General features: G+C 40.0%; 14 protein-coding genes and 1 pseudogene. 13 read left to right on the top strand and 2 right to left on the bottom strand.

Translation table 11 applies throughout. The annotated features are described in order from the left end of the window. The first annotated feature begins 258 nt into the window (after window positions 1-258). A complete protein-coding gene (locus QF042_RS23275) occupies window positions 259-525 on the top strand; it encodes a hypothetical protein (RefSeq protein ID WP_307532552.1) in 267 nt (88 codons plus the stop codon). 254 nt (window positions 526-779) lie between these two features. Here the strand turns inward: QF042_RS23275 and QF042_RS23270 are convergent, their stop codons facing one another. After that, complete coding sequence (locus tag QF042_RS23270; protein WP_307532551.1) at window positions 780-1,670, bottom strand: DUF2268 domain-containing putative Zn-dependent protease; 891 nt, start codon at window positions 1,668-1,670, stop codon at window positions 780-782. A 363-nt stretch (window positions 1,671-2,033) separates the two neighbouring features. Here QF042_RS23270 and QF042_RS23265 point away from each other — a divergent pair, with 363 nt between their 5' ends. The 12 genes from QF042_RS23265 to QF042_RS23210 all read left to right on the top strand — a co-directional run bounded on the left by QF042_RS23265 (window position 2,034) and on the right by QF042_RS23210 (window position 23,001). Next, the gene (locus QF042_RS23265) at window positions 2,034-2,627 is read left to right on the top strand and encodes an RNA polymerase sigma factor (protein WP_307532550.1); all 594 of its coding nucleotides are present in this window, start codon (window positions 2,034-2,036) and stop codon (window positions 2,625-2,627) included. Window positions 2,628-2,726: 99 nt separating this feature from the next. Then, the gene (locus QF042_RS23260; protein WP_307532549.1) at window positions 2,727-3,881 is read left to right on the top strand and encodes a FecR family protein; all 1,155 of its coding nucleotides are present in this window, start codon (window positions 2,727-2,729) and stop codon (window positions 3,879-3,881) included. A 287-nt stretch (window positions 3,882-4,168) separates the two neighbouring features. Then, the gene (locus tag QF042_RS23255) at window positions 4,169-7,462 is read left to right on the top strand and encodes a SusC/RagA family TonB-linked outer membrane protein (RefSeq protein ID WP_307532548.1); all 3,294 of its coding nucleotides are present in this window, start codon (window positions 4,169-4,171) and stop codon (window positions 7,460-7,462) included. A gap of 11 nt (window positions 7,463-7,473) precedes the next feature. After that, window positions 7,474-8,859, top strand: coding sequence for a RagB/SusD family nutrient uptake outer membrane protein (locus tag QF042_RS23250; protein WP_307532547.1), 1,386 nt, complete (start codon window positions 7,474-7,476; stop codon window positions 8,857-8,859). A gap of 73 nt (window positions 8,860-8,932) precedes the next feature. Further along, on the top strand, window positions 8,933-10,423 hold the full coding sequence (locus QF042_RS23245) for a TlpA disulfide reductase family protein (RefSeq protein WP_307532546.1): 1,491 nt from the start codon (window positions 8,933-8,935) through the stop codon (window positions 10,421-10,423). Window positions 10,424-11,015: 592 nt separating this feature from the next. Continuing rightward, window positions 11,016-12,989: a two-component regulator propeller domain-containing protein gene (locus tag QF042_RS23240; RefSeq protein WP_307532545.1), complete on the top strand. Its 1,974-nt coding sequence runs from the start codon at window positions 11,016-11,018 to the stop codon at window positions 12,987-12,989. 46 nt (window positions 12,990-13,035) lie between these two features. Then, entirely contained in the window at window positions 13,036-15,030 is a 1,995-nt protein-coding gene (locus QF042_RS23235) for a response regulator (protein WP_307532544.1), read from the top strand. Between the two features lie 295 nt (window positions 15,031-15,325). Further along, a complete protein-coding gene (locus tag QF042_RS23230; protein WP_307532543.1) occupies window positions 15,326-17,989 on the top strand; it encodes a SusC/RagA family TonB-linked outer membrane protein in 2,664 nt (887 codons plus the stop codon). Then, window positions 17,961-18,452 carry a hypothetical protein gene (locus QF042_RS23225; protein ID WP_307532542.1) on the top strand — a complete coding sequence of 164 codons (492 nt, stop codon included), beginning with the start codon at window positions 17,961-17,963 and terminating at the stop codon, window positions 18,450-18,452. The genes QF042_RS23230 and QF042_RS23225 overlap by 29 nt, the downstream gene beginning before the upstream one ends. A gap of 26 nt (window positions 18,453-18,478) precedes the next feature. Then, window positions 18,479-20,311 (top strand): RagB/SusD family nutrient uptake outer membrane protein, encoded by a 1,833-nt coding sequence (locus QF042_RS23220; protein WP_307532541.1) that lies wholly within the window; start codon window positions 18,479-18,481, stop codon window positions 20,309-20,311. A gap of 11 nt (window positions 20,312-20,322) precedes the next feature. Beyond that, the gene (locus QF042_RS23215) at window positions 20,323-21,003 is read left to right on the top strand and encodes a DUF3823 domain-containing protein (protein WP_307532540.1); all 681 of its coding nucleotides are present in this window, start codon (window positions 20,323-20,325) and stop codon (window positions 21,001-21,003) included. 78 nt (window positions 21,004-21,081) lie between these two features. Continuing rightward, on the top strand, window positions 21,082-23,001 hold the full coding sequence (locus QF042_RS23210) for a family 43 glycosylhydrolase (protein ID WP_307532539.1): 1,920 nt from the start codon (window positions 21,082-21,084) through the stop codon (window positions 22,999-23,001). 108 nt (window positions 23,002-23,109) lie between these two features. Here the strand turns inward: QF042_RS23210 and QF042_RS26430 are convergent. Further along, window positions 23,110-23,376: pseudogene (locus QF042_RS26430) on the bottom strand (DUF4397 domain-containing protein); the annotation flags it as partial.

Below are 23,376 nucleotides of genomic sequence, written 5' to 3'. Positions count from 1 at the left end.
CTGTCGCTGCCATCAGGTTTACGAAGAGCGTAAGTGCACCTTGTAAAGCCTAAAAGTGAAAGACTGTTTGCTAGCTAGCCCCGGGTGAAGCGTACCCCAATGTTATTAAGTTAAGGAGAAAACAAAAAAACATTGTCATTCAGAGCATACACAAGGACAGATGTTTTTTTGTTTTCGGTTATTAAAAGGTCTTCGACTACTCGTCCCGACTCATTCCTATGGTGTGGACACATCTTTTTTAAGAATGGTTTAGGCATCATGCTAGCCTGCTTTAAAAAGAACACAGGCTTTACCGAAGAACAGAGTCATCCCAAGTGGCAGAAGAATCAAAAAAACAGATGTAGAAAAGAACAAGTAGTATTACCAAGCCTAAAACGCAGTGGTTTTGTGTTCATAAGCGCTGCATTAAGGGTTTTAAGAATATTGAACACAAACCCCGAAGGGCTCAATCAGGCCGAAGAAAAACACAAACAATACCTGATTAAACAAAGTGCCGCTGTTTTTTTGATGAGTGTTGGGCGGTGAGAAGCCACGTGGTTAGATTGACAAAGCGCTTGGGTACTTTGGCGCTCCAAAATGCGCCAGCATTCTTGAGCACAGCTAAAAACAACGTTGACTGCGAAAAACTACCATGCCTCCGCGGCAGAGAGCGGTCAAAAAACGATCCCCTGATTGGGTTGTAAAAAGTCATTTATAGTATGCTACAGGTTAGATTTTCTTTATTTTTATGAGATAGACGGGGGATTTAACTTTAGTTTTTGCAATGGCGACTCTATAAGTTATTTAAACTTTGAAGCATATCCACTATCATTTAGAAATTTTTCAAAATTTCTGATATGAAGAATTTCTGAAATTGCTTTCTTCTTATCCATAGCCTTTCTATAATAGGCTTCCGTAATCTTATACCCCATCCAATATCCTAAATCAGCTGGGTACCCATTTTTAGGCTTGTAAACATACATCCAGTCATGGCTATCTTCACGGTCATCCATAATTTCTTTAAATTCCGCCCATAATTTCGCTTCATTTGCATTGCCGTAGAGGTGAGTTTGTCTATTTGGACCGCCTCCAGAAATGAGTTCTCCTATAAAATCAGCGCTGCCCTCATTAATGCAGGCCGCAAGTAAATTGAGGTTTTTCTTTGGTATGCTATCTTGTTGATAGTGAATAAGTTCATGAGCAACCATATATGGTACTGCTGATGATTGAGTCATTTCGGCTCCAATGATCAATCCTTTTGGGCTGGAGTGCCCTCCAGAATTAAATCTCCCTATCACAAAATATACATTCGGGAAAACTGCTTTAGGGTAAAGATATTTCAGTGCCATAAATGATGACCGGCATTGCTTTTCATTATCGAGAATTTTTAAGGTATTTGCTCTGACTTTTATATATTCATCCCTCTTTTCCGTAATTGTATTAAGTAAGTAACCCGCATTTTCTATTCTGCCTTTTATAAATGCTTGTATACCAGCGGACCCGGGCTTTAGATAGCCCTCCTCAAATGGATTAGTATGTGGATCAGCATCGATTTTATCGAAAGCATTCCAAAAGTTAGTAATGTCTTTTGTAACGAATGATACCTTTAACGGATCAGACACCGTTTGTGCAGAAGAGAAATTGAATTGGGTGGCTATGGCGAATATCGTTAACAAACAGTATTTCATCATGAATTTGTTTATCTACCTTAGGATACGGATGAACACTTAAAGACCTTTCAAACTATCACGAAGATAAAAATTTTCAACCAAAAAAGGGTCGTTTTAAGAGTGCTTTTATGTCTTGATATTTATAACCATCCTGTTCCCTGGCCTCACCATTTTGTAACATGAATACCCCATACCTGGGGAACCCATCGAAGTCACTAATTATTCCTGATTAGTTGCCATTTGTTTGTGCTTATTGTCAACAACTTTAAAATGGGTTTGACGTAAGCATTCAAGTGTTATGTAACAAAGTCAACTGAGGCAGCTATTCCATTATCTTAGCCTTTTAAATTTATTTTGTGCTTATATTCGTGTTCTTAGAAATCTATGGCTTCCCTTTTACATTTATCGGATAATGAGCTGCTGCTTTTACTGAAAAAGGGCGATGAATCTGCTTTTTCTGAAATTTACAATCGTTATTGGGAAAAGATGGCATCATACTCCATCAGATTAACAAAATCTGAAGATGAATCAGCTGATATTGTTCAGGAGATTTTTATTTCGCTCTGGCGCAGAAAAGAAGACTTAGTAATTAAAGGCAGTCTCGCTGCCTACCTGATTAAAAGTACTAGGAATTTGTCATTGCGATATATTGAAAGGAATATAAATGTAACCGATTTTGTAGAAAAACTGGCCGAATTTATTTCGGATAAAAGTCAGGATATTGAAGAAAACATTTCTTTTAGAGAATTACAGGAGCAAATAGACAAAGGAGTGGCAAAGCTTCCAAAGAAAATGCAGCAAATTTATCTTCTTAGTAGAGATGAGCAATTATCTTATCGTGAAATATCAGAAAAGCTGGGTATTTCGGAAGGAACGGTTAAAAAACAGATCAGTAATTCCCTTAAAATTATCTCAGAATCTCTAAAAGGCAAGCTTTCGATTACGATGAGCGCCATATTATTTCATTTTTTAAGATGAAATAATTTTATTTTAATTTTTTTTAAAATAAATCTACCACCAAAACATCTTTTTTGGAATATCTAAATATAACACGCATTCAAAACGTTTTATATATCTATGAAAACCGATCAAGCTAAAGCATTATTAAAGAAATATCTGGATGAGAGTGCAAGTCCTGGAGAACAACATGTAGTCGATTCTTTTATAGAAGAACAGTTACTGTCAAATTACTGGAACAGGTCAGAAACTGAAAAAGAACTTTTTGGAAAAAAAATAAAGCAAAAAATTGATCGCCAGGTTTTGGGTTATGATTCGGTTGTTTTGGTGCCCGAAACTAAAGGCAAACCCAAATTCCAAAAGCTTTGGTTTATTTCTACGGTAGCTGCGGCTATTGTTGTTTTGCTTCTTGGAGGATTATATTTCTTCAAAACCAGAAATGAATCTGTCGATAAAAGATACGCAAATGATGTTCAGCCAGGTAGTAATAAGGCCATCTTAACCTTGGCCGATGGCAGGAAAATTAATCTTGATAATAGCAATACAGGTGAACTTGCAAAGTTGGATGGAATAAGTATTCAGAAAGCGGCCAATGGTTTATTGGTATTTTCGGTATTGAAGGGTGCGGACCGAAAAAGTGCGGTAAGCTACAGTACTATTGAAACTCCTTTGGGTGGACAATATCAGGTAAACCTGCCTGACGGCACAAAAGTTTGGTTAAACGCAGGAAGCAAACTGAAATTTCCCAATCGTTTCGACGGTTTAAAACGTAATGTAGAACTTAATGGTGAGGCCTATTTTGAGGTTGCAAAGGATAAAGTACATGCATTTCTCGTAAACAGCGGTTCGCAGGAAGTAGAAGTTTTAGGAACGCATTTTAATATCAACAGTTATAGCAACGAACCCGTAATTAAAACTACGCTTTTAGAAGGTTCAGTAAAGTTAAGGAACGCTGATACTGAAAAAATTATAGCTCCAAATGAGCAGGCAATTTTAACCGGAAATAATTTCGATGTGAAACAGGTTGATGCTTCAACAGCGATTGACTGGAAAAACGGAGAATTCCGCTTTAAAGATGAAGGATTGAAAAGTATTCTGCGCAAGCTATCAAGATGGTATGGAGTAGATTTTGTGTTGGAAAACAGGCTCGATAATTTACCATCTTTTTCAGGTTCGGTCTCCCGTTTCGATCAGATTTCAGTTGTACTTAAAATGCTCGAAGAAACAGGAAATATTAAATTTTATATAAACGGTAAGGTGATAACCGTAAAATAATACGCCTCAGGGGTTAACCACCCTTGTAAAAAAATAAATTATCAACAAATTAAACCAAAAACATGAAGCAAAAACTACTCCAGCCGCGTTAAGGAACAGACAGGTTTACAGGAAAAAACCATGAATGTGTTACCAGCACATCCATGGCTAAAATATCTGAGTTAACCCTTTAAAAACAAATTTCAAGGTCCATTTTCGCATTAACCCAAACAAACAAAAATATGAATTTTAATCCTTATCATCAAGGAAGGCATTCCTCGTGCCTGCCCAAAAAAATCCTGCTTATTATGAAGCTCACCATTATGATCATGACCACCATTATCATGCATGCTAGTGCCAGTAGTTTCGCTCAGAAATTAACTTTTTCTGGAAAAAATGTAACCATTGATAACTTATTCAAGGAAGTAGAAAAACAAACCAACTACAGGATTTTATATGCTACCAATATCTTAAATGATGAAGCGAGAATTACTGTTAATTTCAAGGGTACGCCACTCGAACAGGTTTTAAATACAGTGCTTAAAAATAAATCGCTTACTTATACTATTGAGCAAAATACGATCCTGATTAAAAAAGAAGTCCCATCTTTCTTTGAAAAAGTGGCTTCTGTTTTCGCTTCATCACGATTTAATGGAAGAATTGTAGATGAAGATAAAAACCCGCTTGCAGGTGCAACAGTTACCGTAAAGGGAACTAAAAAATATGCAATAACGGGCTCAACAGGTGCTTTCGTTCTGGATTTAGAAGAAAACGATATTCTGGTGATTTCGTATATTGGTTATGAAACAAAAGAACTGAAAATAAGCCAGGGTTTGTTGCAAAGTGGCGTGGCAAGTTTGCTTGATATCAGCCTTTCAGTTTCGGCCTCCTCTCTAGATCAGGTTCAGGTAATTGGTTACGGAACCACAACAAAAAGAAACAATACAGGTTCGGTAAGTTCTATTACTGCTGCCGAGATTGGTAAACAAACGATCGAAAACCCATTACTGGCTCTTCAGGGAAGAATTTCAGGTGTGCAGGTTACCCAGGATAATGGTTTGCCGGGCGCTGGTGTAAGAATGAATATCCGTGGTGCTTTCACCGGGCTTTCCGGCGCAGGATTTATTCCACTATATGTTATCGATGGTGTTCCGTTTACACTTTTTAATGGTGCTCAACCCGCTACAGATAACCTTAACGCCAATGGTGTTTCGGCGGCAAATGGAGCAATTAGCCCATTTAGTATGATAGCTCCTGAAGATATCGAACGCATCGATATTTTAAAAGATGCTGATGCCACCGCTATTTACGGTTCGCGGGGTTCGAATGGTGTGGTATTAATTACCACCAAGAAAGGGAGCAAAGGAAAAACAAGCTATAATTTTAACTTAAACACTGGTTTGTCTGATGTAGCCAACTATATCCCGATGATGAATACGCAGGAATATCTGGCCATGCGTAAGGCTGCTTTTGCCAGGTCGGGCGTAACACCAACTGCCGCAAACGCTTTAGATTTGGTTACCTGGGATCAGAATGCCTATACCGACTGGCAGAAATATTTCATCGGACATACTGCACACACCACAAACCTAACGGCTTCAGTTTCTGGTGGCAATGCACAAAATTCTTTTCTGTTTTCTTCCACTTACCGCAAGCAGGGGACAGTTTATGGAAGTGATTTTGGTGCCACCACATTCTCCAGCAGGTTAACCGCAGGACATAAAAGTGCAGACGGAAAGTTTAGTATAGATGGTTCGGTAAACTATGCCTACATGAAAAATTTATTGCCGAATACCGATTTGAGCAGCATTTATACACTTGCACCAAACTATCCGCTGTATAATGCAAACGGAACGGTTAACTGGACATCAACCAGCCCCTTGTCTTACGATCCGAAAAGAACGGATGCACAAACTACAAATCTAATTTCTAACCTCAACTTATCGTATAAAATATTAAGCAACCTTACCTTAAGGGTAAATTTAGGTTATACCACTACCCGGTTAAAACAACAACAAATCATTCCGGCAAGCTCACAAAATCCTGCCACCTCGCGGGTGAGTACATTGCAGTATACAGATAACAATAACGATAATTACATTATTGAACCGCAGGCTGTTTATAATGCCAGAATTGGCGAGGGTAATTTAGAAGCTTTAGTAGGTACAACATTTCAAAAAACCAATGCAACCGGAATTTCCCTATTGGGTACTGGTTATAATAATGAGGGTTTATTGAACACACTAACGGGTGCATCTGCAATAACTACGTCTGGTAATGCAAGCAGCATTTATAAATACAATGCTGTTTTTGGCCGTTTAAATTATAACTGGAAAGGAAAATATATTGTTGATGGAACCTTTAGAAGAGATGGTTCTTCACGTTTCGGAGATAATAACAAGTTTGGTAATTTTGGTGCAGTTGGCGCATCGTGGATATTTACGCAGGAAGATTTTGCGAAAGATTTAACTTTCTTAAGCTTTGGTAAATTAAGGGCGAGTTATGGTATTACCGGTAACGATCAGATTCCGAATTATCAATACCTTGGGCTTTACGCCACTTCTGGCTCTGCTTCTAATTACGATGGTTCAACAACGATTATTCCCTCAAATATTCAAAATCCTGATCTGAAATGGGAAACCAATAAAAAACTTGATGTTGCTATAGAACTTGGGTTTTTGAAAGACAGGATTATGCTGAAAGCTGATTACTTTCGAAACCGTGTTTCTGACCTCTTAAATTTTGTCACAATCGCATCTCAAACCGGCAGTACCGGATACACCGCTAATCTTGATGCAACTGTACAGAACAAAGGTTTCGAATTTGAATTAACGACTGTTAACGTAGCAGCTGGCGATTTCAGGTGGACAACCAATATCAACCTGACCATAATCAGAAGTAAACTCCTTAAATTCGATAACCTGGCAAATACTTTTTATGCGAGTACTTATGTTGTGGGGGAACCGACTGATATCAAACGCTTTTATAAATACACTGGTGTTAATCCAGCCACAGGACTTCCAACTTACCAGGATTTAAACGGTGATGGTGCGATTAGTTTTGCTGCAGACCGTTATATCGGTTACTATGGTCACCCATATTTTGGAGGGATGAACAACAGCATCAGCTATAAAGGTTTTGCGCTGGATTTTATATTTCAGTACAATCACCGCTATGGTATTCTAAATTCTACATTAGGCTCAAATCCGGCAGGATTTAATTATACTAACCAAAGCACAGCGTTGCTGAACCGTTGGGCTGCGGTAGGCGATAACGCGCTTTTCCCGGCTGCATCTGTAGCAAGTGATCCATCGTATAATAATTTAACTTCTTCGGATGTAAACTGGGGCGATGCTTCTTACCTGAAACTAAAAACGGTAAGCTTAAATTATTCATTTCCTAAAGCTTTGGCCAATAAGCTAAAAATGTCAAATCTAACTGTATACGTTCAGGGGCAGAACCTGTATACCTGGGCCAAACAGAAATATACTTACGATCCTGATTCAACAGTGCCGGGCACTGGTCCTGCACTTGGAACCGGACAGTACATTGCTGCACCTCAGTTACGTACAATTGTTTTTGGTTTAAACTGTTCACTTTAATTCGGAGCGTTATGAAAATTAATTATATGTTTTTTAAAAAGATTATGATGCTGGGCGTACTTGTTATCGCTTTATCCTCATGTAAAAAATATCTGGAAGCTGATCTGGCAACAAACCTGATTTCCAGAGAAAATGCCTTCGCAAGTGATGCTTCGGCCACAAGCGCTACATTGGCACTATACTCTTATTATCCAACGGTAAATTCACTTCAGTACGTAAGCTGGTTAGGCGGCCTTTCTGCTGATGAATTACAAAATACCACCTCCACTTCCGATTTGATACAGTATAGTCAGAATGTGGTAGCCCCAACAAATGGGCTTTATGTCTATCTATGGGATTATCCTTATCAGGTGATCAGAGAAAGTAATCTGATTATCGATGGTATAAATAAATCAGCAGGGGTAACTGCTGCTGTAAAAAACCAGCTCACGGGCGAGGCTAAATTTTTTAGGGCGCTTATGTATTTCAACATGGTTAATTTTTATGGCGGTGTGCCCATTAGTTCGGATGTTACCGAACTGAACAATGCACTTACGCCACGATCAACCGTTGCAGAGAATTATACGCAAATAATTGCCGATTTGAAAGATGCACAGAGCCTTTTACCTTTAACCTACGCAGGTACAGCAACCTTAAAAATTAGGGCCAATAAATGGGCAGCTACTGCGCTATTAGCTAAGGTTTATCTATATAACAAAGATTACGTAAATGCAGAGGCTGAGGCCAGTAAGGTTATTGGATCTGGAGTGTATACTATGGCAACTTTGGCTAATGCCTTTATTAATACCAGCCCTGAAACCATTCTTCAGTTATCAACGCTTTATGGTGCTTCGGGTTTTTCCAGGTATCGTACAACTAGTTCTGCTAATAATGTTGCGCCTCCAGATTATGTGTTGTATAATAATTTCACAAAAGATTTTGAGTTAAATGATAACCGTAAAACAGCCTGGGTTGATTCTACCACTTTCAATGCGATTAAATATTACAGAATCAATAAATACAAAGTGCAAACAGCTACCGCAGCAACAGTAGGTAATGAATACACCGTACTTTTACGGCTTGCAGAGCTATATCTTATTCGTGCTGAGGCCAGAGCGCAACAAACGGATATAGCGGGTGCACAAAGTGATTTGAATATAATTCGTACAAGAGCAGGGCTGCCAAATACAACAGCTTCAACACAAGGCACATTGCTAACTGCAATTGCAAAAGAAAGAAAGCTGGAACTCTTCGGCGAATTTGGCAACAGGTGGTTCGATTTAAAGAGAACGGCAACGGCTGATGCAGTATTGGGTCCTTTGAAAACGACTTACAAAACCACAGCTCAACTCCTGCCAATTCCTTCCGCACAGTTATTATTGAATGCTAATCTAACTCAAAATCCGGGTTATAATTAAATGTTTTAATCTGTCCATCCGGTTTTTAAATCTGATGGACAGTTTCATTTACAATACTAAACAGAAAGTTACTATGAAATTTTTAAAAACGATCTGCGCTTTGCTTTCGCTAGTTGCAGTATTTAATGTGGTTAATGCACAAAGCAAACCAGCTGCAGATACAACCATAACCTATTTAAACAGATTGGTTTCATCTAAAGATTCATCCGATAAACAATTATTGAGAACCAAACTGGCCGAGCTGGCTGATGGCAAAACGGAGAAGATGGTGCTAACCGCTGCAAATTATTATTACAGATTGGGCGACGCAAAACAATCTGAAAAACTTTACAAAGATGTTGTAACCCGGTTTCCATTAGGAACACAGGCTAGGGGTGAAGCGTCAAAGGGTTTTTATGAACTAAAAACGGCCGCAGAAGCAGAAGCTGCCTACAGAACATGGATCAAAAAATTTCCACCAGAAAATTACGAAAACATAAAGGTTGATGACCGTTTAGCTTATGATTATGTCCGGGCTATGATAGCTGGAAAGTTTGCCGCAGAAAAAAATGTAGCTAAAGCCAATGCTTATGCAAAAATGCTGGAAGTAGATTTCTGGAAGGGAAACGCATACTCGGGACTTACAACTGCTTTTTATAAAAATGGCGATTTGGCCAATGCAGAGATTTACGCTAAAATGGCGATGGATAATGCTTTTTCTTACTTAGATGGTAAAAAAGGCAATGAAAACTGGGCAAAGTTTTCAGCATCGGGTTATGCAGGCTTAACCAGCACTTATGCCAATATTCTTTTCGAGCGTAAAAAGTATACAGAAGCATTAAAGTATTCAGAGATGGCTTATAAGAGTAGTACAGCGCTTAATCCACAGTTAAATTATCGCTATGCACAAATTCTCATGGGTTTAAACAGAAATCAAGAGGCTTACGAAAAACTGGAAGAGGTAGTTAAAGCCGGAAAAGCAAATACAGCTATGGCCGATGATTTTAAAAAACTCTATGTTAAGGTTAAAGGTAGTGATGCTGGTTTTGATGAATTTGCAGCTGCAATAAGAAAAAGCTACCTGGAAACTTTAAGTAAAAAACTGACAAAAGATATGGTTAAAGAGCCTGCAGCAAACTTTACTTTGACAGATTTGGATGGCAAGCAGGTTTCACTAACTGATTATAAAGGCAAAATTGTTATTCTTGATTTTTGGGCTACATGGTGCGGTCCTTGCAAGGCCTCTTTCCCGGCCATGCAAATGGCTGTAAACAAATACAAAGATGATTCGAACGTTAAATTTTTATTCATCCACACCTGGGAAAATGCTGCCAATCCTACAGAAGATGCAACCACTTTCATCAAAAGCATGAAATATAACTTTGAGGTTTTAATGGATCTTAAAGATGTACAAACTAAAAAGAACAAAGTGGTAAGCAGTTATAATGTGGCGGGTATTCCTGCTAAATTTGTAATTGATGGCATGGGTAACATCAGATTTAAGTTAACGGGTTTTGATGGAAGCAATGAAGCTGCCGTTGATGAATTAACCATGATGATCGATATGGCGAAGACCAAATCTTAGTCAAAAATGTGCAAACCCATATCAGGATCAGAAGTTTTTCCTCCTGGCCTGATCTGAAAAATCCATATCTTAAAGAATATGTCATAAATGCAGAATTGTCCTCCTGATCCCGTCGAAAGATTTAGTTATATTCACTTTAATGTGTTTGGACGGGTTCAGGAGAACAGCATCTGAGAATAACGTCTTTACGACATTTATCATTTGAAATTGATACATTTGATTTTGTCAACAACGCTTTCGCTACTTGTTTAGATCAACAGCGTTGAATTTCATCAATTGGCAATCGAAACCGGATATTTATAACTATGCTTTTACATCTAAACTTTACCAGACCTATTTTTGGCTATGGTTGTCCTCGTCTCATGCGCTGACAGTCCCAGGATACAGAAACAAACTTTGTATGGAAGATACTTAAGATTGACATCGTAGCTTATGGCGAGAAAAATAATGGATAGCTCATTATTATGGTGTTAAGACATATTTTTCCACTAACCTTCTATTTGAGAAATAAGAATTGTACCGAGATGATGAGTTCTACCAGGAACCGAAAATAGATTAAAGCTTTCTTGACCAGACTATTATATACAAGAGAATGAGGGTAATGCTTTTTCTGATTGCTTTTTTTTATGCTGCATCGCTGTTTGCACAGACAGGCGTGGTGAAATATTTGTCTTTGCAAGAAGGATTATCAAGCCAGCAGGCAATAGATGTTGCACACGATAAACATGGTTTTATCTGGGTTGCAACCGAACTTGGATTGAACCGGTTTGCGAGTAATTCATTTAAGCAGTATTACAAGACAAAAAAAGCAGTTGGGCTGTCAGTTAACAGCAATGAAATAAATACACTTTTGTGTGATAACGACCAGCTTTTTATAGGTACCCGTGCTAGCGGGTTGAATGTACTCGATATGAAAACGAACAGGTTTTCATACTATCTTCATGATCCTAAAAATAGTCGATCTATAGCAACAAATGATATTACAGATATCATAAAGAGTAAAAGTGGCAAGTTATGGTTGTCAACCTATCATCAGGGAGTTCAGTTGTTCGATCCGTTAACTAAGGAATTTGAGTGTTTCAACAGAAAAAATATCCCTTCTCTTCCAGAAAACAGTATCTGGACTGTAGCTGAGGACAAACAAGGGTTTCTTTATTTGGGGCATGTTCACAAGGGGGTTTCAATTTTAAATACCAGAAATCGGAAAGTTGAACTACTCAATACAGAAAATACCCATGGTATGTTACCCGAAAATGAGGTGAAAGCACTGTTTTGTGATAGTAAAAACAATATCTGGATCGGGACCCGGAAAGGTTTGGCGGTTTACAACCCTTCCACAAAAAGCATCCGAAGCATTAATCTGGCTGGTCAGTCTAAAAACGCGGATGAACCGTTTGTCCATTCCATAAAGGAAATCAATGGCGCTATATGGATAGGGGCTGAGTCGTCGCAGCTATTTATCCTAGAGCCTGATTATCATCCCAATGGTGAAATCCATCAGATCCGGAAAATAACTCCGGTTTATCTGAATAGTGGCAGCAATTCCTCGGTACAAAATATTGATCGTGATGAATTTGGCAATGTTTGGTTGGCTATTTATGGAGGAGGAGCAGCTTTTTTTAGTCATATAAAACCCTTTTTCTCGGTTTTCCCGACACAGGATATTATGCACGGTTCAGCTAAGCTGGCTACCGTGACAGGAATAGTGTACGATAAAAAGCGCACTGTCTGGTTAGCTACAGCCGGAGATGGTATTTTGCAGATACAGGCCAATGGAAAAGTGATCAAAACAACCATGCGCAACAGCGGCATTGGGGATGACTTCCTGCTATCTTGCTTTGAAGATAGCCAGAACAACAAATGGTTCGGACTGCAAAAGGGAGGTGTTTCTGTTTTGAATGCAAAAACCAACAACTGGCAGAGAATAAATGCTGGGGAAAAGATGTCAGCGGTAAGGGCTATCATAGAAGATACCAATGGGAATATATGTTTTGCAGCAGAAGAAGGGTTATTTATCCATAATCCAAAGCTAGGGACATTTCGAAAAATAATTACGAACACACCTATGCTCGGAGACTATGCTCCGCGTACCATCGTTGAGGATAGCAAGGGATATATGTGGGTGGGCACATATGGACAGGGCCTTTATATATTTGACCGCAATTGGAAAATTGTTCAAAAAATTTTAAAAGGGCATGGAATTAATAGTAATACGATCAATCACCTGTTCCGTGACCGGGGAAATAATATCTGGATTGCTACCAATGAAGGTTTGGCGTTTCAAAGCATCAATAGGGAAGTAGGTAGACTTGAAAACATTATTCTGCCCGACTCAGATGCGTGGTTAACTATAGATGCCGTTGCGGAGGACAATAACAGAAACATCTGGTGCTCTACCAGATTAGGTATACTGCGATATCTGCCAAAGGAAAAGCGACTGTTGCGTTATGATGAGTCTTTCGGCCTGCCTTTGGGCGGTTTCGCCAACAATAGTACTGCTGTTGATAAACGGGGCCGTTTGTTTTTTGGAATGCCGGGTGGGAGTCTGCTATTTCGACCCGGCTGAAATCCCATTGAAGCTTCCAAGGTCGCCCATAAGAATAAGCCACCTTATGGTGTTTAATACAGGGGAAAGAGAAGCACAATCTGAAAAATACCCTAGTCTAACCGATATGATAAGCCTGGAGCACGAAGAAAACAGCTTCCGGGTAGAACTTGCGGTGATGGATTATGCGTTGAATGACATCGTCGAGTTTAGTTATAAATTACAAGGTCTGGATGATAACTGGATTTTTCTTGGTAATGAAAAGAACCTGGACTTTAGGAATATCCCCTATGGAAAGTATGAGCTTCGGATACGCACACGTCAAAAAAATGAAAACTGGTCGGCCGATTATGAGCGTTTGTTCATCACCATATCACCGCCTTATTATCTGAGCATTCCTGCGCTGGTACTCTATAGTATTCTTATTGCAGTTGTTTCCTTTATTTTGCTCTCCTTGTACGTAAAAAAAATAAATGCAGAAGCTCAGCTCCGTGTGAAGAAGCTCCAGCTCGAACAGGATGGAAAACTGCACATGGAACGGATGAACTTTTATACCAACATTACCCATGAATTAAGGACACCACTAACCCTTATTCTCGGTCCCTTGGAGGATTTGCTGCATGAAGAAAAGTTGTCCTCTAAACATAAAGACTGGGTTTTTATTGTTCAGAAGAATGCAAACCGTCTTTTTTCACTGGTCAATCAATTGCTGGAATTCAGAAAAGTTGAATCCCAGTACAAACCGCTTGTACTGGGCGAAGGCTTTTTGAGTGAACTAGTGGCCGAAACTGTTCATAAACATGCGGTGGCTAACAATAATGACCGGTTAGAGATCATTTGTAAAATTGCACAAGTGGATATCAAAACCAATTTTGATGCAGAAATTGTACAAATGATACTGGATAATTTATTGTCTAACGCCTGCAAATACACTGCATCTGGTACTGTAGAAGTTTGTTTGCGCTATGAACACGAAACTTTGAGTACATGTGCACTAATAGAAGTGAAAGATACAGGCTGTGGTATTGCGCCGGAACACCTGAATAAAATATTTGATAAGTTTTATCAGGTACCCCGGTCGGTTAGCCAGGGAACTGGTGTCGGACTTGCGCTGGTTAAGGAACTCGCGGCAATCCATCATGGGAAAATTACGGTAAAAAGCGAACTGGGAATAGGAAGTGAGTTCTGTGTCCGTTTGCTGACCAGTGCGGTGGTTATTCCGCAAAATGAACCTGTAGTTTTGCTTCCAGAGGCAACTATGCCCAGCCCCGGTGAAGGCCCGCAGCAACTTCTTTTATTGGTAGAAGACGACAGAGATCTGCGGGAATATTTAAATTCGGTGTTATGCTCAAAATTTGAGGTGATCAAAGCTGAAAATGGAATTGAAGGGCTTGAGCTCGCAAAGAGCCGTATCCCCGACATTATAATAAGCGACCTCATGATGCCTGATATGGACGGCTTTGGTTTGCTCCAGGAGCTAAAAGGAGAAAGGGAAACCAGCCATATTCCAGTAATATTGCTAACAGCCAAAGATACCGAGCCTGATAAGGAGCGTGGATATGCCCTGGGGGTTGACTCGTACTTAACCAAGCCTATCAGTCCGCAACTGCTGCACCGCCGGATTGAAAACCTGCTCAGTAAACAAAAGAGCATGTATAACAAAGTATTAGCCCAGCTCTCCACTCAGATTAAGCAGGATAGTGCAACCGAATCGATCAATAGTCCTGAACTTTGGCGAGAGAATGCATTCGTACAGGAATTTGCTAACCTGGTAGAAGAATGCATCCAGGATGAGGTAATGGATACGGCTACACTCGCCAATAAAATGAACATGAGCCAGTCTACCCTCTACAGAAAACTTAAAGGCCTTACGGGAAAAAATATCAACCAGCTTGTGCGTAAAGTGCGTATCCAGAAAGCAGCTCAATTACTGCGTTCGGGGCAGTACAATATTACCGAGGTATCCTTGATGGTAGGCATCAACAGTTCTATTTATTTCCGTCAATGCTTCAAGGAAGAATTTGGACAACTGCCCTCTGAGTATCAAAAAAAGAAGCTCTAAAGTAAACAAAAGACCGTTTTTGACGAAAAAACAAATGTAAATTGACGGATCTGTATATGTCCATCGAAGGAAGATTCTATTATGTTTGACCCCGAAACCAACTATAAACCCATCTTAAAATAAACGCAGGCAATTCATGAGCCTTTTTTATTTTGATGGTTTCCAAATGAGCGAAATAGGGTCAGGATCACTAACTATGGTGTTGATTCACTTTTACAGAGCAATAATTACGCATTACGGAAAGGGTAAATATTTGGCGTCAGCTATTCATTACACTTAAAAACCAAATATTAAAATGAGAATTCTGAAGATTTTATTTATCTGCGTGATGATATGGGGAGTACCTACATATTCATTTGCACAACGTAAGATTTCAGGGCAGGTATTTAGCGAGAAAAATGAACCCCTAACGGGAGTCACCGTTTTTGTTGAAGGCAAGCCCACTGAAATCACCACCACAGACCAAAACGGCCGTTTCCAAATCCAGACAAGCAAAACAGCATTGGTATTCACCTACATAGGCTACAAAAACCAGCGTGTGCTTTTGGGTGAAAAGAGTGAACTCAACGTTATTCTTGAAAGTGACAACAAGGATCTGGATGAAGTAGTAGTGGTGGGCTATGGTAAGCAATCCAAACGCAATATTACCGGTGCTGTAAGTAACATCAAATCGGAAGATATCGTAAGGACTTCCTCCACAACAGCTGCAGGAGCATTGGCTGGTAAAGTACAGGGTATTTCGGTAAGGGCAAAAGATGCCCGTCCGGGAAGAGGTGCCGCCATTGAAATCCGTAACATGGGAAATCCATTATATGTAATCGACGGCGTAGCCTACGGCGGACAGACCGGAACAGATTGGGTTGGAACTCAAAATGCATCAGGAGCCGACATATTTAATGCACTGAATTTAGAGGATATTGAAAGTATTTCCATCCTTAAAGATGCGGCAGCAGCTGTATACGGTTTCCGTGCAGCAAGAGGGGTAGTCTTAATTACAACGAAGAAAGGTAGCAAAAACGAAACTGCGAAAATAAACATCAATGGATATCAGGGCTGGCAAAATATAACACGCTTCCCAACAATGGCCAATGCTGCCCAGTATACCAGGGGTTTAGTGGAGGCTGCCCAGAATGAGAACAGAAATCCCAGGTCTGTCTATACCCCTGCAGAACTTGCAAAATGGCAGGCAGGAACAGAACCAGGGTACCAAAATAACGATTATTATGACATGGTAATCCGCAAAAATATTCCACAGCGTTATATCAATGCGAATGTTACCGGAGGGTCAAAGAATTCGAACTATTTCCTTTCTGTAGGCAATCTGGATCAGGATGCGATGATCAAAGATTTTTCTTACAAACGAACAAATCTGCAGGCCAACATAGAAGCTACTATTCTGGAAGGTTTAACTGTTGGAGCACAAATTTCGGGCCGACAGGAAACAACAAAAGATGTAGGACTACCGGGAGGAGATGGTTATTTCTCTTCTATACTCGCTATTTTCAGAAACAGACCAACAGTCCCTGCTTACGCCAATGGGAATCCGGCATATCCTAACCATGTGAACGACTTTGCCTATAATCCAGCCCTGTTTAGCAGAGATATTGTAGGTTATAAAGATAATAAATATATCAGCGGCAACGTCAATCTTACCACATCATACAAAACCAAATTTGGTTTGTCAGCAAAAGGAACAGTATCCTATAACTATACCAATAATAAATTTGATGGTTTCCAGTATACTTATGATGTTTACCGATTTGAAAACAACAACTATAACCGTACCGGTGGTAGCGATGCCGGCTGGAGATATAAAACCGACCGTGTAGCGGTATCAAGATTTGCACAGTTCCAGTTAGATTATACGAAACAGATAGGCGACCATAACTTTTCGGCCACGATAGGTTATGAAAAATCAGATTGGGACAGAACTTATTCTGCATTAGGTTCAAACCCTACCAATAACTATATTCCATTAATGAAATTAGCTGAGCTGAATAGTCTTGGCGATGACTGGTCATACGAAGCCAGGGCTGGTTATATTGGTCGTTTTAATTACAATTACAAAGGCAAATACTTACTTGAAGTCCTTGGTCGTTACGATGGTTCATATTTATATTACAAAGGGAAGGAATGGGGGCTCTTTCCAGGTGCGAGTTTAGGTTGGCGTATTTCTGATGAGTCATTTTTTAAACCGCTTAAAGGTGTTGTAAATGAAATGAAAATCAGGGCATCAATCGGTCAAACAGGACTGGAAGAAGGTGTAGGTATGCACGGTTATTTAGCCGGCTATAACTTCGGCTCAGGAGATGCGGTACTTAACGGAACTTATTATCCGGGCATTCAGCCCAAGTCTCTTCCGGTAAGAAACCTTTCCTGGGTAAAAAACACCAACTATAACGTTGGTCTGGATTTGGGATTATTCGACAACAAATTGACCATCACAGCAGATGCATTTAAAATTATACGTACTGGCTACCCTGCACAGCGGTACGATGTATTGCTACCTAGCGAAATCGGATACGGATTACCAAATGAAAATCTGAATAAAAATGGATACTATGGCGTAGAGGGTATTGCAACTTATACCAGTAAGATAGGCGAATTGAATTATGTGGTGAGCGGTAATTTTACATTCTCACGTTATAGAGCTATCGAGTCATATAAACCACGTTTCAGCAATTCGTTGAATGAGTATAGAAACTCAGCAGAAGACCGCTGGGGTGGCGTTTGGTGGGGCTACCAGGTAGTTGGCCGTTTCGAATCGGAAGAACAGATTCGAAACTACGCGATAAACAACGATGGAAACAATAACAGAACGCAATTACCAGGCGATTTTATTTACAAAGATGTGAACGGCGATGGGGTGATTAACGGAATGGATGAACGTCCTATCGGTTATCCTACCGGATGGGCACCAATGATGACCTTTGGGGGGCAGAATTGGACTGAGTTATAAAGGAATAGACCTGAATGTAGATTTTGCAGGAGGTGCAATGCAATCATGGAACCAGGATTATGAGTTAAGAAACGCTTTTCATGGTGGTGGTAACTCACCGGCATATTTGCTGGAAGACAGGTGGCACCGGGCAGATCCCTACAATCCAAACAGTGAGTGGATTTCGGGTTACTATCCAGCCATTCGTAACGGAAATACTGGGCCAAATAGCAGAAACAGTGATTTCTGGTTAACCAATGTAAGATACCTGCGCGTTAGAAATTTAGAGCTGGCTTATACTTTGCCACAAAAGATTTCACAGAAGATTAAAGCACAAAAAATCCGTGTATATGTTAATGGCTCCAATCTGATCTCTTTTGACAATGTAAAAGACTTCCAGATCGATCCTGAAATTGAGGCTGCAGCAGCTGTTGTTTATCCTCAGCAAAAAGTTTTTATGGCTGGTTTCAATATAACGTTTTAAACAAGGACACCTTAAAATTGAGTAAAATGAAAAAAAATTATATATCTATCACTTTGCTGGCTTGCCTGATCATGAGCAGCTGTAAGCATGAAGACTGGTTTGACCGTGAATCAAAAAGCACGATCACTGATGAACAGTTATGGAATGATCCCAAATTACTGACCTCTTTGTTGGCCAATTATTATAACAGGTTACCTTCTCTACATGGTGTTTTTAATACCGGCGGGATGACTGAACTTGATGATGCCATGTGGTCAGGCCACCGTGACCAGAACTGGAGGAACGATTTTCAGTTCGGGGATGATTATGGGCGCTATTGGGACTATGGATTGATCAGGGATATTAACCTGTCTCTTGAAAATCTGGAAACGCAGAGCGTAAAGTTAACTGCAGACCAAAAACGCTTATTCAGAGCTGAATTTCGTTTTATGAGGGCATTTGTTTATTTTGAAATGGTAAAACGTATGGGTGGGGTACCGATTGTAGAAAAACAACTGATCTACGATTTTAGTGGCGACCCTACACCGCTTCAGGTTCCCCGTGCAAAAGAGCACGAAGTTTACGACTTCATCTATCGTGAACTGGAGGCAATTAAAGAAGACCTGGCACAAAACAACAGTAGCAAAACCAGATCAAATAAATATACCGCCCTTGCATTGGAAAGCAGAGCCATGCTTTACGCCGGATCAATTGCCAAATACAACAGTTTAATGGCCACCCCAATATCAACCCCTGGTGGCGAGGTTGGTATTCCAGCAGCAATGGCTACTGATTATTACAATAAATCATTAACCGCATCTAAGGAAATCATCAGCGGTCCATATTCACTTTTTAATGAGAATCCAGATAAAGGCGCTAATTTTTATGACATGCTGAACAAGAAAACGGGAAGTGAAGTTATTTTTGCTAAAGATTTTGCGCCCAGTGTTAAAGTACACCGTTTTGCCTATGATAATATTATCAAAAGCATGACAGAAGACAATGAATCTTCATCGACCATCTCACCATCACTGAGCTTTGTAGAAAGTTTCAACTATTTAGATGGATCTAAAGGTACGCTTCGTGACAAAGATGCAGCTGGTAACTACATTACCTATACAGGTATGATGGATATTTTTGCAGGTAAGGATGCCCGTTTATTTGGAACGGTAATTTACCCTGGTACAAACTTCAAAAATAATCCAGTAAGAATACAGGCAGGTGTTGCGGTTTGGAACAATGGAACCTATCAGCTAACTACTTCAGCAGAATTGGGTAAAAACTATACCGATGGGCAGCTTTGGACTGGATTTGACGGACCAAAAGATGATGCCATGGATGTAAGTAATACCGGATTTTACATCCGGAAATTTGTAAGTGACGCTTCGGCAGCAAGTACAAGGGGTACCGGTGCATCAAACTGGTGGCCATGGTTTCGTTTAGGGGAAATTTACCTTAATGCCGCAGAGGCGGCCTTTGAACTGGGGAGACCTGAAGGCCTTGGATATGTTAATTCGATAAGGGCCCGTGCCGGATTTCCTGCAAATAGCCTTGGTGCACTAACGACAGATATTATCCGTAATGAGCGGCGTGTAGAACTTGCTTTTGAAGATCATCGTTATTTTGATCTAAAAAGATGGCGTATCGCGCATATTGTTTGGGACGGTTCTGAAAATGATCCCAATGCAGTGGTTAGGGGACTTTACGGATACAGAGTGGTAAGACCAGGGCATCCTGATAATGGCAAATATATTTATGAACGCATCAGGCCAAGCCGTTTCCGCAGGGCAAGATTTTTCCGACTGGCCAATTATTATTCTTCAATCGCTCAGGATGTGTTAAACAACAATCCAAAAATTGTCAGAAATCCATTCAACTAATTTTTATGAATATGAAATTTAAATTCTTAATGATATTTGCTGCAACAACTAGTATATTGCTGGCAGGCTGTGAATATGATAATTTTGAGGCCCCTGAAGTAACCCTTGCAGGAAAAGTGGTTTATCAGGGAAGAGTGGTTGGCGTACGTAACAACGGCCCTCAGTTAGAGTTGTGGCAGGATGGTTATCCACTTAAATCACCCATTACGGTATATCTTAATCAGGATGGAACTTTTTCGGCAAAACTGTTTGATGGCCAGTACAAGTTGGTACGCAGAGCGGATGCACCCTGGTTGCAGCAGGCTACAGATACGGTAAGGATAGAGGTAAAGGGGGATACCAATCTTGATGTTCCTGTTACGCCTTATTTTACCATCACAGGTGAGTCTTTTCAAAAATCCGGAGATAACATCATTGCAAAGCTGGTGGTTAATAAAGTAGTGCAAACTGCAAATCTGGAGTTTGTACGGCTCTATCTTGGAAAATCGATTTTGACCGATCAGGTACAACGTGAAGTTCGGGTAGACGCGAACATAAGCAGTGTTGTGCTTGGCCAACAGATTGAAATATCTTCAGGAGCGTTGCCCGATAATTTGAAATCGTTGGATTATGTATATGCCAGATTGGGGGTTAAATCTACCGCTGCAGGAGAATATTACTATACCCAGGTACAAAAAATAGCTTTAAAATAATAGCAGAAAGGGTGCGGGTTCTCTTAACCGCACCCTATTTAATTCATACAGAACCTTAAAAAAATCTAGCCATCAAAAATGAAAAGTCTTCGATGTCAACGCCTGATTCTCCTTGCTTTATTACATATAGCTTTTATCGGAAACTTATCCGGTCAGGACTATAAATCTGGTCCGGCAGAAAAAGATTTTGCAGGATACCTGTTTACCTACTTTAAGGGTAATGCAGTGCAGGATGAGGCGGTCTGCTTTGCCATCAGTACCGATGGATACAATTACCGTGCGTTAAATAATAACCAGCCTGTTCTGGATTCAAAAATTATCAGTTCTACCGGAGGTGTACGCGACCCGCACATCCTTCGTGCGCAGGATGGGAAATCTTTTTACATGGTACTCACCGATATGACCTCCTCCAAAGGATGGGATTCCAATCGGGCATTGATTATGATGAAATCGGATGACCTGTTGAACTGGAAACATACTGTGATCAACATACAGAAACGTTTTAAAGGAAATGAAAATTTAAAACGGGTTTGGGCTCCTCAGACCATTTACGATCCGGCAAAAGGAAAATACTTGGTCTATTTGTCGATGCAGCATGGCACTGGTCCGGATATCATTTACTATGCTTATGCCAATAATGATTTTACCGATTTTGAATCTGAACCTGCCATACTGTTTCATCCGAAAAATGGCAAATCCTGCATTGATGGCGATATCATCAACAAAAACGGGTTGTTTTACCTGTTTTATAAAACCGAAGGCAATGGAAATGGGATAAAACTTGCACTTACTGATTCACTGGTTTCAGGGAAATGGATTGAGCAGGCAGGATATAAACAGCAGACAACAGACGCTGTAGAAGGTTCGGGTATATTCAAATTAAACGGCTCGGAAAAATACATACTGATGTACGATGTTTATGGCAAAGGAAAGTATCAGTTTTGCGAAAGTTATGATCTGGACAAATTCAAAGTGATTGACCACGAGGTGAAAATGGATTTTCATCCACGGCACGGAACGATTATCCCTTTATCCCGTAAAGAATTAACTGCACTTACTACCCGATGGGGCGTGCCTCAAGGCATGGAGTTGAAACTAAAAAAGAATCCTTTACTGGATGGCTTTTATGCAGATCCGGATGTGTTATATTCCAATAAAACTAAGAAATATTATATCTATCCAACCAGTGATGGCTTCGACGGTTGGGGAGGTACTTATTTTAAAACTTTTTCTTCTACAGATCTGGTTAACTGGAAAGATGAAGGCGTTATTCTTGATCTGAAAAAAGATGTTACCTGGGGCAAACGCAATGCATGGGCTCCCACTATCGCAGAGAAAAAGATAAAAGGTAATTACAAATATTACTATTATTTTACAGCAGCACAAAAAATCGGTGTAGCTGTATCAGATCTCCCGACAGGCCCGTTTATGGATTCTGGAAAACCGCTGATTAATTTTAAACCTGAGGGGATAAAAGGCGGACAGGAGATTGATCCAGCTGTGTTTACCGACCCTAAAACAGGTGCAAGTTATTTATATTGGGGAAATGGATACCTCGCGGTAGCTGAGCTGAATAAAGATATGGTATCCCTAAAAGCCAATACAACCAAAGTCCTCCAAACGGATAAAACTTTTAGAGAAGGTACCTATGTATTTTACCGTAAGGGAACTTATTATTTCTTATGGTCTGATGAGGATACTAGAAGTGAGAATTATCGCGTACGTTATGGTACATCAAGTTCTCCCACAGGACCTATTAAGATTTCAGAAAATAACCTGATTCTTCAAAAAGACCCATCCAGGGGTATTTACGGAACGGGCCATAATTCGGTGTTACAAATTCCGGGAAAAGATGAGTGGTATATTGTTTACCATAGATTTAGTTATCCCGATGGAATAAAAATGGGCGATGCGGCAGGCTTTAATCGCGAGGTTTGCATTGACCGGATGTATTTTGACGAACAGGGAAATATTGTGCCTGTAAAACCTACGCACTAAAATAAAGAGAATGATCCGATCGATTAAATATTCAATTTTTGTACTGGTTATATATTTATTTAACCCGTCAAACCTTTTTAGCCAGCCTGGATTCGGATAAGAAACATCTTTCTTAAAAGGAAAGGATGTTTTTCCGCTTATTACCATTTCTCCTTTTTTGATCATACTGAATTCGTTTGCTCCGGCATTAACCAAGCTATAATTGACAAATGAACCATAAGTGATCGGATCTTTTAACATAGCCTTACCGTTAAGGTTAACGGTGTAGTCTGGTGATCCTGGTGAGGCATGTAAAACGGCAACGCTCGCACAGCTTACAGGGGAGACTTTTGCATCTTTTTTACATGAAGTAAAACTTAATGCAATCAGCGCCAA

This window comes from Pedobacter sp. W3I1 (genome assembly GCF_030816015.1).
Classification (GTDB): domain Bacteria; phylum Bacteroidota; class Bacteroidia; order Sphingobacteriales; family Sphingobacteriaceae; genus Pedobacter.
The sequence above is the reverse complement of the archived record's forward strand: the minus strand, read 5'-3'. Positions and strand labels throughout refer to the sequence as shown.

Bases quoted from the DNA above. Each gene is read 5' to 3' on its own strand.
- QF042_RS23230 (WP_307532543.1), top strand. From the start codon at position 15,326: ATGAGAATTCTGAAGATTTTATTTATCTGCGTGATGATATGGGGAGTA.
- QF042_RS23275 (WP_307532552.1), top strand. From the start codon at position 259: ATGCTAGCCTGCTTTAAAAAGAACACAGGCTTTACCGAAGAACAGAGT.
- QF042_RS23250 (WP_307532547.1), top strand. From the start codon at position 7,474: ATGAAAATTAATTATATGTTTTTTAAAAAGATTATGATGCTGGGCGTA.
- QF042_RS23260 (WP_307532549.1), top strand. From the start codon at position 2,727: ATGAAAACCGATCAAGCTAAAGCATTATTAAAGAAATATCTGGATGAG.
- QF042_RS23265 (WP_307532550.1), top strand. From the start codon at position 2,034: ATGGCTTCCCTTTTACATTTATCGGATAATGAGCTGCTGCTTTTACTG.
- QF042_RS23215 (WP_307532540.1), top strand. From the start codon at position 20,323: ATGAAATTTAAATTCTTAATGATATTTGCTGCAACAACTAGTATATTG.
- QF042_RS23270 (WP_307532551.1), bottom strand. From the start codon at position 1,670: ATGATGAAATACTGTTTGTTAACGATATTCGCCATAGCCACCCAATTC.
- QF042_RS23235 (WP_307532544.1), top strand. From the start codon at position 13,036: ATGGTGTTTAATACAGGGGAAAGAGAAGCACAATCTGAAAAATACCCT.
- QF042_RS23255 (WP_307532548.1), top strand. From the start codon at position 4,169: ATGAAGCTCACCATTATGATCATGACCACCATTATCATGCATGCTAGT.
- QF042_RS23245 (WP_307532546.1), top strand. From the start codon at position 8,933: ATGAAATTTTTAAAAACGATCTGCGCTTTGCTTTCGCTAGTTGCAGTA.
- QF042_RS23240 (WP_307532545.1), top strand. From the start codon at position 11,016: ATGAGGGTAATGCTTTTTCTGATTGCTTTTTTTTATGCTGCATCGCTG.
- QF042_RS23210 (WP_307532539.1), top strand. From the start codon at position 21,082: ATGAAAAGTCTTCGATGTCAACGCCTGATTCTCCTTGCTTTATTACAT.
- QF042_RS23220 (WP_307532541.1), top strand. From the start codon at position 18,479: ATGAAAAAAAATTATATATCTATCACTTTGCTGGCTTGCCTGATCATG.